11 protein-coding genes and 8 tRNA genes are annotated in these 14,567 nt (G+C 48.3%); 5 read left to right on the forward strand and 14 right to left on the reverse strand.

Going from position 1 to position 14,567, the window contains the following annotated elements; genetic code table 11:
* Positions 1-46 precede the first annotated feature (46 nt).
* From rsxC to M0415_RS04495, 9 genes are all read right to left on the reverse strand, one after another.
* The gene (gene rsxC, locus M0415_RS04455) at positions 47-2,635 is read right to left on the reverse strand and encodes an electron transport complex subunit RsxC (protein ID WP_249555376.1); all 2,589 of its coding nucleotides are present in this window, start codon (positions 2,633-2,635) and stop codon (positions 47-49) included.
* Positions 2,636-2,638: 3 nt separating this feature from the next.
* On the reverse strand, positions 2,639-3,220 hold the full coding sequence (rsxB, locus tag M0415_RS04460; RefSeq protein ID WP_011717122.1) for an electron transport complex subunit RsxB: 582 nt from the start codon (positions 3,218-3,220) through the stop codon (positions 2,639-2,641).
* A complete protein-coding gene (gene rsxA / locus M0415_RS04465) occupies positions 3,221-3,799 on the reverse strand; it encodes an electron transport complex subunit RsxA (protein WP_011717121.1) in 579 nt (192 codons plus the stop codon).
* Between the two features lie 125 nt (positions 3,800-3,924).
* A complete protein-coding gene (locus M0415_RS04470; protein WP_249555374.1) occupies positions 3,925-5,829 on the reverse strand; it encodes an EAL domain-containing protein in 1,905 nt (634 codons plus the stop codon).
* Positions 5,830-6,037: 208 nt separating this feature from the next.
* Positions 6,038-6,113 (reverse strand) — tRNA-Asn (locus M0415_RS04475).
* Between the two features lie 46 nt (positions 6,114-6,159).
* Positions 6,160-6,235, reverse strand: a tRNA-Asn gene (locus tag M0415_RS04480).
* Positions 6,236-6,281: 46 nt separating this feature from the next.
* Positions 6,282-6,357: transfer RNA gene (locus M0415_RS04485), tRNA-Asn, on the reverse strand.
* A gap of 31 nt (positions 6,358-6,388) precedes the next feature.
* Positions 6,389-6,464: transfer RNA gene (locus M0415_RS04490), tRNA-Asn, on the reverse strand.
* A gap of 47 nt (positions 6,465-6,511) precedes the next feature.
* Positions 6,512-6,587, reverse strand: a tRNA-Asn gene (locus M0415_RS04495).
* A 514-nt stretch (positions 6,588-7,101) separates the two neighbouring features.
* On the opposite strand from M0415_RS04495, the gene M0415_RS04500 reads away from it, so the two are divergent.
* Complete coding sequence (locus M0415_RS04500) at positions 7,102-7,305, forward strand: hypothetical protein (RefSeq protein WP_041412641.1); 204 nt, start codon at positions 7,102-7,104, stop codon at positions 7,303-7,305.
* Between the two features lie 695 nt (positions 7,306-8,000).
* On the forward strand, positions 8,001-10,022 hold the full coding sequence (gene uvrB / locus M0415_RS04505) for an excinuclease ABC subunit UvrB (protein ID WP_249555372.1): 2,022 nt from the start codon (positions 8,001-8,003) through the stop codon (positions 10,020-10,022).
* Between the two features lie 422 nt (positions 10,023-10,444).
* On the opposite strand, the gene rrtA is transcribed toward uvrB, so the two are convergent.
* The gene (rrtA, locus tag M0415_RS04510; protein WP_249555370.1) at positions 10,445-11,047 is read right to left on the reverse strand and encodes a rhombosortase; all 603 of its coding nucleotides are present in this window, start codon (positions 11,045-11,047) and stop codon (positions 10,445-10,447) included.
* Entirely contained in the window at positions 11,044-11,763 is a 720-nt protein-coding gene (gene queC, locus M0415_RS04515) for a 7-cyano-7-deazaguanine synthase QueC (protein ID WP_023267229.1), read from the reverse strand. Before queC ends, rrtA begins: the two co-directional genes overlap by 4 nt.
* A 188-nt stretch (positions 11,764-11,951) precedes the next feature.
* On the opposite strand from queC, the gene queE reads away from it, so the two are divergent.
* On the forward strand, positions 11,952-12,620 hold the full coding sequence (queE, locus tag M0415_RS04520) for a 7-carboxy-7-deazaguanine synthase QueE (protein ID WP_249555368.1): 669 nt from the start codon (positions 11,952-11,954) through the stop codon (positions 12,618-12,620).
* A gap of 195 nt (positions 12,621-12,815) precedes the next feature.
* On the opposite strand, the gene M0415_RS04525 is transcribed toward queE, so the two are convergent.
* From M0415_RS04525 to M0415_RS04535, 3 genes are all read right to left on the reverse strand, one after another.
* A tRNA-Tyr gene (locus M0415_RS04525) sits at positions 12,816-12,900 on the reverse strand.
* A gap of 130 nt (positions 12,901-13,030) precedes the next feature.
* Positions 13,031-13,115: transfer RNA gene (locus M0415_RS04530), tRNA-Tyr, on the reverse strand.
* Positions 13,116-13,154: 39 nt separating this feature from the next.
* Positions 13,155-13,239 (reverse strand) — tRNA-Tyr (locus tag M0415_RS04535).
* A gap of 125 nt (positions 13,240-13,364) precedes the next feature.
* Between M0415_RS04535 and M0415_RS04540 the strand changes: the two genes are divergently transcribed.
* Complete coding sequence (locus M0415_RS04540) at positions 13,365-13,853, forward strand: VC2046/SO_2500 family protein (protein ID WP_086904921.1); 489 nt, start codon at positions 13,365-13,367, stop codon at positions 13,851-13,853.
* A gap of 254 nt (positions 13,854-14,107) precedes the next feature.
* The gene (locus M0415_RS04545) at positions 14,108-14,395 is read left to right on the forward strand and encodes a DUF406 family protein (RefSeq protein WP_086904920.1); all 288 of its coding nucleotides are present in this window, start codon (positions 14,108-14,110) and stop codon (positions 14,393-14,395) included.
* Positions 14,396-14,567 lie beyond the last annotated feature (172 nt).

Raw genomic sequence — 14,567 nt, forward strand, 5'->3', positions numbered from 1 at the left:
TTTTAAGCTAATAATTTTAAATGCTCCGAGGTTAAAACCTGCAGCGCTATTCATTTGCATCGCTGGTCGCATTCGCTTCTCTGGCCGCTTTTTTGGCTTTCGCACGAGCAACGGCTGCAGCGACCTTGGCCTTTTTCTCAGCTTCGGGACTGAGTGGTGCGCTTAGATCAGTAGCGGAGTCTGATTCATTACCAGATTCATCGTCTGACTCTGGCTTAGCATCTGCGACTAACTCGGGCTGAACTTCGGCAACATCACTCGATTCAGCCTGCTGCGCGGCGGACTTTTTGGCTTTCGCGCGGGCAACGGCGGCTGCGACTTTGGCCTTTTTCTCATCCTCGGGACTGAGTGGCGCGTTTGGTTCAGCATCTAAGCTTGATTTACTATCTGATTCAGAGTCTGGCTCATTGGTCAATTCAGGCTTAGCATCTGCTGCTAACTCGGGCTGAACTTCGGCAACATCACTCGATTCAGCCTGCTGCGAGGCAGCTTTTTTGGCTTTCGCACGAGCAACCGCAGCAGCGACTTTGGCCTTTTTCTCATCTTCGGGACTGAGTGGCGCGCTTGGAATAGAGCTTGACTCTGATTCTGGCTTAGCGTCTGCGGCTAGCTTGGACTGAACCTCGGTAACCTCACTCGATTCAGCTTGCTGCGCGGCGGCCTTTTTGGCTTTTGCACGGGCAACAGCGGCAGCAACTTTGGCTTTTTTGTCATCCACTTCTGCGTTAGCCGTCGTTTCTGTTGCTGGCTTATCTGTGTTGTCTGTCGCGATGTCAGTGTCGCCATTGGCATCTGAGTCGGCTTTTAATGCCGCTTTTTTCGCTTTGGCGCGAGCGATTGCAGCGGCGACTTTATCTTTTTGCGATAAAGACGCGGTTTGCTCAGTTGGCTCGCTTGGTTCAGAAGAAGCTGTTTGCTCAGAAGAGACTGCTTGTTGAGAGGATTCTGCATCATCAGCACCTTGAGCCGCAGCGGCGGCTTTCTTGGCTTTAGCTCGAGCAATCGCGGCGGCAACGGCCGCCTTACCCTGAGGCGCCTCAGTGCTGCTTGCATCAGCCGCAACGACCTCGACCGGAGCGTTATCCGCTGTGGTTTCTGCAGCAGCCGCTTTTTTGGCCGCAATCCGCGCCATGGCTTCGGCGACGGCATTTTTGTCCGTTGAGGTCATGGTCGCTTGGCGACGCGCAGCGGCTTCTTTAGCCTTGGCTTCGCGGGCGAGTTTTTCTTCCTCGAGGCGTTGAATACGCGCCTCGAAGCGCTGTTTGGCGCGCTCGGCTTGATGCTTTTCATCGGCGGCTTGTTTTAGCGCCGATTTAGCGATGCGGTAGTATTCCACCAGTGGGATATCACTGGGGCACACATAACTACAGCAACCACATTCGATACAGTCTTTAAGGTTGTAGCTGGCCGCCTTGTCATATTCTTCGGCTTTTGCATGCCAAAACAGTTGTTGTGGTAGCAGGAGTGCAGGGCAAGCATTGGCACATTCGCCGCAGCGGATACAGGCCTTTTCCTCTGGCGTGGTTCCAATCTCTTGACTACTGGGCACCAAAATACAGTTTGTGCCTTTTAAAATAGGCACTTGGATGGTTGGTAACGCATGGCCCATCATAGGGCCGCCAATAATCACTTTTTGATCGGCTTCGGCGTTAAATTCAGTGTGTTTGAGCACATGCTCAACGGGCGTGCCTATGGGTAACCAATAGTTGCCGGGCTTACCCACATTTTGGCCGGTAACTGTCACCACACGTTCAATCAGTGGTTTACCTTGAGTCACGGCTTGGCGAATCGCAAACGCGGTCCCCACGTTATGCACGACAATGCCAAGCTTAGCGGGGATGGAGCCTGAGGGCACTTCACGCCCCGTGATGATTTGAATAAGCTGCTTTTCACCGCCAGAAGGATACTTGGTTGGGATAGCCGTCACCCGCGTGCTGCCCGCTGGAAGCGTGGATTGGCTCACCGCCTGTTGCATGGCTTTAATCGCTTCAGGCTTGTTGTCTTCAATCGCAATCACAATGCGCTTGGGCGCTAGGAGGCGATGGATAATCCCAATCCCCGCCAGAATGTCTTGGCTGTATTCGCGCATTAAGCGATCGTCGGCGCTGATATAAGGCTCACACTCCACGCCGTTGATAATCACTAATTCGATTTCACTGACGGGATTAAGCTTGATATGGCTTGGGAAGGCGGCGCCCCCCATACCGGCAATGCCGGCTCCATGGATTTTGGCAATTATTTCATGATTACTGAGCTCAATTGAGCCTGACGTTAACTCACACCAGCGATCTTCACCATCGGCGGCAATCACGCAGGTATTGACCGGCAAGGCCGAGGCGTGGTTACTGGCTCTTGGCTCAATGGCGATTACAGTGCCAGAGGTTGGCGCATGCACCGGCAAATGCCAAATCGAGGTGCCTTGAGTTAATGGCGCGCCTTTTAATACTTTGTCACCCACTTTGACTGCAAGAGTGCAGTTCTCACCTACCTGTGGCACAGGCACTAAGTATTCCTGCGCTAATGGCAGTTGGCTAATTGGCGTGGTGTTGGAGAGGAATTTGACTTCAGGCGGATGAATGCCACCGGGTGAGCGCCAAAGGGTTCCTTTATCTAATTGATCTAATAAAGTCAGCACCGCTTATCCTCTCTTTTCTTCGTGCGGGGTTTCTTGGATAAGAGTCACGGGAATGGCGTTTAAGCGCCAGTTCCAGTTTTTTAGATTTTGGCCCACAGGGATCATATCGATACAGTCAACGGGGCAGGGCTCGACACAGAGATCGCAGCCTGTGCAGTCGGCGGTGAGCACGGTATGCATGAGTTTGCCCGCGCCAATAATGGCATCGACAGGACAGGCCTGAATACATTTAGTGCAGCCGATACACTCATCTTCGCGAATGTAGGCGACTTTTTTGACTTGGGACTGAGCCTCGGCATTGAGCGGCTCTGGCTCGACACCCATTAAGTTGGCGAGCTTTTCCATGGTTGCAGTGCCGCCGGGAGGACACTTGTTGACTTTATCGCCATTGGCAATGGCTTCGGCGTAGGGACGGCAACCGGGATAACCACATTGACCACATTGGGTTTGTGGCAGGATAGCTTCGAGTTCATCGACAATGGGATTGCCTTCAACCTTAAATTTTAAGGCGGCAAATCCGAGTAATACCCCAAAGAACAATGCCAATAGGGTCAGTAAGATAACGGCAATTAACATGGTGGACATCTATTTAACCAATCCTGTGAATCCCATAAAGGCTAAAGACATTAAGCCTGCGGTGATCATGGCGATGGCGCCGCCCTTAAACGGCATTGGCACATCGGCGGCCGCTAAACGTTCGCGCATCGCGGAAAACAGAATTAACACTAAGGAAAAACCCACCGCAGCACCAAAACCATAGATAGCTGACTGAATAAAATCGTGTTTCTCGTTCACGTTTAACAGGGCTACACCCAGTACGGCACAGTTAGTGGTGATCAGTGGCAGATAGATACCGAGCGCTCGGTGTAGGGATGCACTGGTTTTTTGCACCACCATCTCAGTAAATTGCACCACCACAGCAATGACCAGAATAAAGCTCATGGTACGCAAGTAGCTGAGATCAAAGGGCAATAATAGATATTGGTTGACGAGGTAACTGAGAATGGATGCCAAGGTCAACACAAAGGTGGTCGCCATGGACATGCCAATAGCGGACTCCAATTTACTGGAGACCCCCATAAAAGGACATAAACCTAAGAATTTCACTAATACGAAATTGTTGACCAGTACGGTGCTGATCAACAACAGGAGATATTCACTCATCTCAATACTTGTCTAAACGGATCTTGGCCGTATTATCGACTTTTCCGTTTGCATAAACAACATATAGAATGCAGGGTTAACTATCTTTACTGTAAATTTGCGCGCTCCATTAACCCTGCGCTGGCTTAAATTTGGTCAGTTAAGGTAATGGCCTGTGGCTGGGCAATATAATAGCCCTGCAAACCATCGACGAGGAGTTTTTCGAGGGTCAGTTTTTCCTCTTGGCGCTCGACACTGGTGGCGATAACTCGGATGCCGATACGTCGTGCTACATCCACCATCATCCGCACGAAGAACTTATTATTGCTGTCTTCATCGATTGATGAGGTGTAGCTGCCATCGAGCTTAATGTAGTCTGGGCGCACTTCACTGAAGAATTTGAAGGAGGTAAAGCTCATCCCAAAGCGCTCAATTGAGACTCGCGAACCGACACTGTGCACTTCTCGAACAAACTTATAGCTGGCGCCTAAATTGGCCTGCATGCCGGATTCGTTGATCTCAAACACTAAGCGAGAAGCGATGTATTTATGTTTGCTCAACACATCCCTTAACCAGCCGACAAACAATTCTTGATGGGCCGAAAAGGCGCTGATATTGACGCCAAAGTTGCCGCTAATGGTCGGATTTTCTTTAAGCATTCTTAATGTGCTGATCACCACTAATTTATCTAATTCGGTGCTCATGCCGTGGCGTTCGGCCATGGCGATGACTGTAGTGGTGGGTAAAAACTTGCCTTCGTTGTTGTAAAAACGTGCGAGTAACTCGCGATAGACCTCGACATCATTGCGGCAAGGTTGAATCGGCTGTTGGAAAAACTTCAACGCTTGGCGGGTGATTAAGTCGTTGATTGCCACTTTCCAACGGTCATCCCCAAACTGCTCATCGCCGTTGAGTTTCTCTTGAATATGGAAACTATTAGGACCTAAGGTTTGCGCAATGCTGACGGCGGTGTCCGCTAAGGAGAGCAAATTAACGGGATCGGTCCCCTGTTGATAAGGTACTAAGCCAATGTGCGCCACCGATTCGGCTCTGGTCATTTGTTGGTATTCATCGAGGAACACTTTAAGTTGTTCTAAAAACTTAGGACCGTCTTTTAACACTAAGTCAGGTAAAAAAATCGCAAAATCGGCACTGGAGACTCGGTAACACTCAGAATCGGGATATTTTGAACAAGCCTTACGAATGCAATTGGCAACACTCGCGAGATAATCATCACCCGCAGAACGGCCTTGTAATTGGTTCACATGGGAAAGCTCAGTCGCTTTGACCATGGCTAACAGCCCGAGTTGTGGGATGCTGCGGTTACTGATGCTTTCTAATTTAGTGGTAAAAGGTGGACGACTGCCAAAACCCGTCACAGGGTCTTGATAGGCGGCTTTATGTAATTTTTGATTTTCTTGGGTGAGCAAATCCAGTTTTGATTTGAGCTGAGTTCGGCAGTCTTCTAAGGCTAATTTCACTGGCGCCATTTCACCGTTCAGCTTCGAAGATTCAATGGCGGAAAAATTCATGTCAGGAATATGGGAGATATACTCTGCCGCATAACGGATAGCTGATTTTAATTTGTTGATAAGCAAAATAAAAACAACCATCAACAGGATATAGGTCAGCACCAATACCATCCCCAACTGCTGGGTACTGGTGATGGCATTTTCAATCGCTTGATCGGCACTCAACTTAACCTGTAAACGCCCCGCAGCCAGTTTTTGCGTATGGGATAAATCTAAGGCAAACAATCCGGCTAGCGGGTGAGGGCTCTGGGAGTTGAGATCGCCCTGAGTAAAATTAAGTTGTCCGTCGGTATCATCGACATATTGGAAAAATTGCAGCGGATAATGACTGGCAATACTTTGGTAAAGCTCGGCGCCATTGCCTTGCCATTGGGCAAAATTAGCCATGTACTGTTTAAAGTTATTGAGCTCTTGCTGTTGCTGCACTTGGAGCTGATTAATTTCGTTGTGATAAATCCAACCAAACAGCCCTAAAAAAATCAGCAATAAAAAGATGGGATATGATTTAGACATCGCCATAAAAATCCGCTCTCAATGTGGTGAAGTATTTGCGGACAGAATATTAAGAGAGTGCTCAGTCAATATCCCTATCTGCGTGATGATACTCGGAATTTTGGTTAACAAACTGCTTACAGTGTAACCGTATTTGGCGTAAAACAGAAATGAAAACACACGCCTAGATGGCGAGTTATTGGAGCCTAGAAAATTGGATGGATAAGCAAGAAAGTGGCTCCCCTGACTGGACTTGAACCAGTGACATACGGATTAACAGTCCGCCGTTCTACCGACTGAACTACAGGGGAGTAGAGGGTGCGATATTTCTATCGACTTGAGATATCATCTTGAAAGTGGCTCCCCTGACTGGACTTGAACCAGTGACATACGGATTAACAGTCCGCCGTTCTACCGACTGAACTACAGGGGAGTAGATGATGCGATATTGCTATCGACTTTAACTTGTCTTGCGTTAGTGGCTCCCCTGACTGGACTTGAACCAGTGACATACGGATTAACAGTCCGCCGTTCTACCGACTGAACTACAGGGGAATCGTTTTAACGCAACAGCTTGATAATTAAGTGGCTCCCCTGACTGGACTTGAACCAGTGACATACGGATTAACAGTCCGCCGTTCTACCGACTGAACTACAGGGGAATCGTTAGTTACCTAACTGCATACTCACTTTTATCGAGATTGAAATTTGGCTCCCCTGACTGGACTTGAACCAGTGACATACGGATTAACAGTCCGCCGTTCTACCGACTGAACTACAGGGGAATCGTTTCTCTCGTCTCGATGACTCGTTGAGAACGGAGCGCATAGTAAAACGCTCTGTGGGATGAGTCAACTCGAGTTACTAAAAAAAGTGTAATTATGCTGTTAAGTGCTCATCTAATGTGCATTGCGGTGTAGAAATCAGCATTTTGATGAAGAAATAACTTATGTTTTCGTAAGATAGCGTATGTAAACATCCAAACTCAGTTGGCTTTTATCTGCCAGTAAAAATCCCCAAAAGGCTTAATTGATTAAATTGACAGCAGTTATTGGGGTTAATGGTTAATTTGAAATTTCTAAAAGCTCGGTCTTAACTAGATAAAGTTCAAATTCGTGGCAACGAAACGGCACGATTGTGGTCGAATTGAGTATGCGGCATTCAATTTGACCTTTGCGCCGATGCAAAGCAATGGGTAAAGCGATAACCCAAGACACTTCACATTATCCCTATAGCGACAGGTAGGCGCCATTTTTAACGATATAAGTGGCATTGAAAACATCCCGAGAGGTGATAACTATGGCAATGAGTCGATTAGCGCAAGCGGAAGCCTTACTTCAGGAACCGTTGACCTTAGATGTACTGCGTCAATACCGCGAATTATCCATGCACTTAGATGATCCTGATTTTCAAAAAATCCAAGATTTAGCCGAAATCCTCTTTGTGGTTGCATCGGCGGATGAAGCACTATTTGCCGCCGCGCTGGCAGAGGACTTAATTTAGCGCAGCTATCTGCAGCGATGATCAATCAGGAGAACGAGCCTTATAAAAAGGCTTTGCCCACATTAATACGTCGTGAATGGGTAAACGCTGTCATTTTATGCTGCAATGCCAAGGTTAAAGCCTAACAGTTGGACATATATCAGATTTTTCGAATGCTTGCAGCTGTAACAAGTAGTAACATTTATCAAATGTAATTAAATTACCAAAGCCATCCGTCAGCTGACGCTAGGGTGAAATACTCCTCAATCCCGCATGGTTTCTCACTTATTTCGACTTATCAACAAATTCTGTGGATAACCCTGTTAGTTGCGGCTTGAAATAGGCAGCAAAGCCTTGCCGTGCGGGCGATGGACTTAATTTGCACTATTTTGGCGATAAAAATATTAAGCCATATTTTTCAAATAGATAATAATTGCAAGCCTTATCTTTTTTGGACTCGATTTAGGTTGCAATTTTGTAAGCAAGTGAAAGTCAACTCTTGTGTATTAATTTGGCATTTCTCCTGAGTTTTAGGGCGTTTTATCGCCAATTTGAGCATTAAAACCTCGTGGTCAAAAAGTTTCACTTTCTGTCCATCAAACTGTCATCCACTTGAGTTAATGCAAATGTGTGCTCATGGTTTAAGAAGGATAACTGCTGGAGCTTAATGGACGACTTGATTAGAATGAGTCGACTAACCACAAGGATATGTTCGCGTGTCAGAATCTGTTTTTCAGCTTGAATCCCAATTCGCCCCCGCAGGGGATCAGCCCACGGCCATCGCCAAGTTGGTCGATGGCCTCGAATCTGGCCTAGCGTGCCAAACCCTTTTGGGGGTGACGGGCTCGGGTAAGACATTCACCATCGCCAATGTGATTGCCCAGCTTGGGCGCCCGACGATTATTATGGCGCCAAACAAGACACTGGCGGCGCAGCTTTATGGCGAGATGAAAGAGTTTTTCCCCAATAATGCGGTGGAATACTTCGTTTCCTATTACGACTATTACCAGCCAGAAGCCTACGTACCCGCATCGAACACCTTTATTGAAAAGGATGCATCGGTGAATGCCCATATCGAGCAAATGCGTCTTTCGGCCACGAAAGCACTGCTGGAGCGTAAGGATGTGGTCTTGATTGCCTCTGTATCGGCAATTTATGGTCTTGGCGATCCCGATTCCTACATGAAGATGCTCTTGCACCTACGTCAGGGCGATACCATGGGACAGAGGGATATTCTTAAGCGCTTGAGCGAGCTGCAATATACTCGCAACGATCTCGAGTTGCAGCGTGGTACCTTCCGCGCCCGTGGTGAAGTTATCGATATTTTCCCCGCTGACTCGGATCGCTACGGTATTCGGGTAGAGCTATTTGACGATGAAATTGAACGTTTAAGCGAGTTTGACCCGTTAACGGGGCAGATAGTGAAGCGTATTGCGCGCACCACTGTGTATCCGAAAACCCACTATGTGACGCCGCGGGAGAAAATCCTCGAAGCGACCGAATCAATTAAGGAAGAGCTACGCGAGCGTAAACAGTATCTGCTCGACAACAATAAGTTGATTGAAGCGCAGCGGATCCACGAGCGGGTGCAATACGATATCGAGATGATGGTCGAGCTGGGTTATTGCTCCGGTATTGAAAACTACTCCCGCTACTTGTCGGGTCGTGCACCGGGTGAAGGACCACCGACCTTGCTCGATTATTTACCCGCCGATGGTTTGCTGATTATCGACGAGTCCCACGTCACTGTGCCGCAAATTGGTGCCATGTATAAGGGGGACCGCTCCCGTAAAACCACGCTTGTGGAGTATGGCTTCCGTTTACCTTCGGCGCTTGATAACCGGCCGCTGAAGTTTGAAGAGTTTGAGCAACTGATGCCGCAGACCATTTATGTGTCGGCAACACCAAACCCTTACGAACTAGATAAGAGTGGCGGCGAGATTGTTGAGCAAGTGGTTCGGCCAACGGGTTTGCTCGATCCCGAGTTGGAAGTGCGCCCGGTCAGCATTCAAGTGGACGATCTACTCTCCGAGGTGGCCAAGCGCGTTGCCGTCAATGAGCGGGTGCTTGTCACCACCTTAACCAAACGCATGTCGGAGGATTTAACCGAATACCTCGATGAACACGGCGTCAAAGTGCGTTATTTGCACTCGGACATCGATACCGTGGAGCGGGTGGAGATCATCCGCGATCTGCGCCTCGGTAAGTTTGATGTGCTGGTCGGCATCAACTTGCTGCGTGAAGGCTTAGACATGCCCGAAGTTTCTTTGGTCTGTATTCTGGATGCGGATAAGGAAGGCTTTTTACGTTCGGAGCGCTCGCTTATTCAGACCATTGGCCGCGCCGCGCGTAACGTCAATGGTAAGGTTATCCTCTATGCGGATAGGATCACCCAGTCGATGGCCAAGGCGATGGGCGAAACCGAGCGCCGCCGTGAGAAACAACATGCCTACAACCTTGAGCATGGCATAGTGCCAAAAGGCGTGGTCAAGCGTATTACCGATGTGATGGATGTGGACGATGGCAGAGACACTGAAAAGGGTTATCGCCAAGCGTCACTGGGTAAAGTGGCTGAACCTAAAGCTAAACGTTATCATGCCGATGCGGCGCAGCTGAGCCATGATATCGACAAGCTCGAGAAGCAAATGCATGAACATGCGCGTAACTTGGAGTTTGAACAGGCAGCTGCCTTGCGTGATGAAGTGAAACGTTTACGGGAGTTGCTGATCACCGCCTAACAAAATCTATACCTTAGCTAGTTAGACGTAGGACTGCGATGTTAATCAAGCAGATACCAAGGTTCACTACTTAATAAAAAGCCGCCAACACAACAATATGAGGCGGCATTTTATTGTATGGATTAATCAAAGTTGGAGGTATTAGCGCGACGTTTTCTTGGCTAATCTAGGGCGTGTTGACGTTTCGAGATTAGATTTTGTTCGTTCTGGCAAGCACATGCTCGCGAAACGAGGAATGATGTGTAGTTATTCTACTCAAATGACGAGTGACAAAGAGCAAGGGCTTGCTAGGCGAACCCTTCGGGCAGCATTTGGCTGGCGTTTCTGCTGCGTTATCGTCCGTTTATGTAGAATAACTACACTGCACGGACTTTGCCTTGCATAAAAGCCAGCCTAACTGCTGCAAAAATAACCCTGAAACGTCAACACGCCCTCGTTCGCTGGAACACAAACACCATAAGTGCGCAGACTAAGCCACAGATCAGGCCGACTAAATGCGCCTCGGTGGCAACGCGTGCACCAATCATGGCGGTCACATCATCACTGGCACCATAAAACTGTTCATGGCCGACTTTAACTATCACGCCGAGCAACAGCAAATAACCCGAGCGCATTTTGCGGCGAATATCTTGCACTGCACCAAAGGTGAATAGGCCGTGTAACATGCCACTCAGCCCCACATAACCTAATAGCTGCGGATTACCCAGATACAGGCCAATGCCTTCAAACAGACAAAGCAGAATAAACAGCGCGGTTAAGCCCCTAAGCCGATAATGAAAGTGATGTAAAAACAACACTACCCATAATCCCGCGAGGTTCATCAGCAGGTGCCAATGATTGGTATGCAGCAGATTACCTGTGATCAGGCGCCACCACTGGCCGTCACTGATGGCGCTGCGGCGATAGGCCAGCAGGTTATCTATACTCGGGGTAAAAAGCCCACCAACATACAAGAGCGCGCAGAGCAGACTGACGCTAAGCGCCAGCCAATAGGGGCCGAGTTTTTTTAACGTCACCAGTCTCACGCCTGCGGTTTACCCGTTTCAGTTGCCTTGTCGAGCGAGGCCATTACCTCTGCTTTATTTTGCAGGTAATCCTCTAAGCCCCGTTTGCGAAGATGGCAGGCTGGACAGTCACCGCAACCATCGCCGACAATGCCGTTATAACAGGTCAGGGTATGGTGGCGAACTAAATCGAGCTGCTGGTATTTATCGGCCAGCGCCCAGGTTTGGGCCTTGTTGAGCCACATTAATGGCGTGATGATCTCAAGCTTTTTGTCCATGCCTTGCACCAGTGCCGATTCCATCGCGCGCACAAAGTCGTGGCGACAGTCGGGATAACCCGAAAAATCAGTTTCGCAGACACCGGTAATAATCGCCTCAGCCCCTAATTGATAGGCGTAGATCCCCGCCAAAGTCAAAAACAGAATATTACGACCTGGTACAAAGGTATTGGGTAAGCCATTTTCCATTAATTCGTGGGATACGGGGATGGCATCGCGGGTGAGGGCAGAAATCGCTAACTCATTGAGTAAGCTCACATCCATCACCTTATGGCTAGTGATCTTTAAGCGCTTGGCGAGGGATTTAGCAACTTCAATTTCTTCACGGTGACGCTGACCATAATCGAAGGTGATCCCGTGGACTTCATCAAACTGAGTTAAGGCTTGAATAAGACAAGTCGTTGAGTCTTGTCCGCCACTGAAAACCACTACCACCTTTGAAACTGACGCTGCTGACATAGGATCCACTTAAATTGACGCATAAAATAGGGCGTAAGTGTAACTCAGGCGCTAGGGCTTGCAAACTCTTTGCTGGCGTGTGGCGACGGGCATATCGCTCTTGGCATCACTATGCGTGAGGCGGTAAAAACTTGCAGCTGCAGCTAAAATCCTCTATAAATGCCGCCCCAGAAAAACGGAACGCAAGCATGAATTACCCAGTCAACGAAGTCTTTGAAACCATTCAAGGTGAAGGTGTTTTTACCGGAGTGCCCGCCATTTTTGTACGTTTACAGGGTTGCCCTGTGGGGTGTGCTTGGTGTGATACCAAACAGACTTGGGATCTGCTTGAGGAAAACAAGGTGTCACCCGAACAAGTGATCACCGTCGATGGTTCGGTGGGGCGCTGGGCTAATCACACGGCGCAGAGTCTTATTGAGGCGTTCAACGCTAAGGGATATACGGCGCGCCATGTGGTGATCACTGGCGGTGAGCCTTGCATGTACGATCTGCATGAATTAACCCACACGCTCCACGCTGCTGGTTTTGCCACTCAAATCGAGACCAGTGGCACCTTTGAAGTGAAGTGCGATGCTGAAACCTGGGTGACTGTCTCGCCAAAGATCAATATGAAAGGGGGTTATAAGGTGTTAGCGCAGGCCTTGACCCGCGCCAACGAGATAAAGCACCCGATAGCGACTGAAAATCATATCGACGAACTCGATGAGTTACTCAAAGGGATTGATGTGTCGGCTAAAACCATCTGTCTGCAACCGATTAGCCAAAAACCAAGGGCGACGGAATTAGCGATGAAGGTGTGTATTGCCCGTAATTGGCGTTTATCGATTCAAACCCACAAATACCTGAATATCGATTAATGGCCACTTAGCTCAGCAGCATTGGTCTTTAATGCTCAGAAATAGTTTTAACGCTCCGAATGGGGCGTTTTTTATCAGCAAAATCCATGGATTAAAGGTGATAGGGTTAAGCGATCGAATAAGTTTGAATAAGCAGAAGTGCTAGAGATAAAACTTGGGGAATAACGCGAGAAAAAGTGTGAGATAAGAAAGAAGTGGTGGAGGGAGAAGGATTCGAACCTTCGAAGGCGGAGCCGTCAGATTTACAGTCTGATCCCTTTGGCCACTCGGGAACCCCTCCACATATTTTCTTCAACTTTTAACTCTGACTTATTAAGACGGATTTAAAAGTTATCTTAAATCTTGGCCGGATTTAAGGGTAAAGCAAGTGTACAGCAGACTAACTATTGACGAACCACATAAGATAAAAGTGGTGGAGGGAGAAGGATTCGAACCTTCGAAGGCGGAGCCGTCAGATTTACAGTCTGATCCCTTTGGCCACTCGGGAACCCCTCCACGAGTATCTTTTATAGCATCGCTAATTGTTAGTGCAAATGGTGGAGGGAGAAGGATTCGAACCTTCGAAGGCGGAGCCGTCAGATTTACAGTCTGATCCCTTTGGCCACTCGGGAACCCCTCCTCAATTGCGGCCGCCATAGTAGTCAGAAACGTTTGGCATGTAAAGTCTAAATATGAAAATTTTCCTAAAGTTCTGGTTCAACTGGTCGATTAACTAACAACGAGTTGTTTTAATGATGTTTTTTTATGCAGATCGATGTTCCTTTAATCAACGAAGCCCAAATTGGCTCCCGCTTAAATGCGGCAATCGAACACAACAGGCGAGGAGAGTTCGCCCTGTTGCTGTCGCTATTGTCTGCAGACGCGAGAGACATGGCGCAGTTTCAATGGCAAAAAGAACTCGATAATGCAGAAAAATTACAACGTCAGTTCGAGTTACCCCCCAAGCAAGCGCTTGTGGCGGATTTATCGACGGATAACAAGGTTACCGACAATAGTGCTGTTTTTGCTGAGCAAGGGGCGAGGGCGTTTCAACTGCAACAGGCATTGCGCCCAGAGGCATTAGTGATCCGCGGTGGTGAGCCTATCGCAATGGCCGAAGCCTTAAGCAATTGCGATCTCACCACACGTCTGCGCCAACGTGGCCAGTTACCCTCCCCGAAAATGGACGTCATGCATTTTGCCGATCAACTGGCGATTCAACGTAACTTAGTGCCGTTATTGGCCAGCGCCTAGCCTGTATGTCGTCTTGCCTCCAAGTCGTCTTGCCTCCAAGTCGCTATCGGGCTGTTAAGCAAGATTCTGTCTTTTAAAGCAATGCTAGGGATTAAAGGAACTTGTTGGCCAAATAGCCGTCAACTGTGTCGATGCACAATAATAAGCGTGAGCTAAAGCTGAGTCTCTGCCGCCACTGTTACCTATAATAAGGCGTTAATGATGCTGGTTTAAGTTGATGCATCACCCTTACAGCGATTAGAGAGGAAAAACAGATGAAAGGTATCATTGCAGGACAAGCGGCTACCGTGAACGACACTTGCACCGATTGCGGCAGTTTTGTGGATATTGGCGCTGTGATTGATGAGCAGGATACAGTGCTGGAGTTATCCTTCGCGGGTGCAGAGGCTGAGGTCGAAGCGACTAAGATGTTGGAGCGGGCTCAAGCGCGTTTTAGCCAAACCCAAGGGAATATTGTGCATGATGAAGCGGGTGTTACCCTCAAGCTGGTCTTCGATGTGAGTGTCGAGAAAATGATTTTCCAATTAGAGAATGGCCTATGATGCAAGCGACTGTGAGCACCGTTAGCGTTAATTTGTAATAAAGTGTGGCCGATGTTGCTGTTTTAAATGTAGATAGTGTAATCTGCATCAACAAAAATAAAGATAAATAGGCTCTATTAACACGCTTCTTTAGTGTGTTAGTCGCAGCAGTACCGTTTTACCCAACACGAAG

This window comes from Shewanella sp. 10B, assembly GCF_023475885.1.
In the GTDB taxonomy this organism is placed as follows: Bacteria; Pseudomonadota; Gammaproteobacteria; order Enterobacterales; family Shewanellaceae; genus Shewanella; species Shewanella mangrovisoli.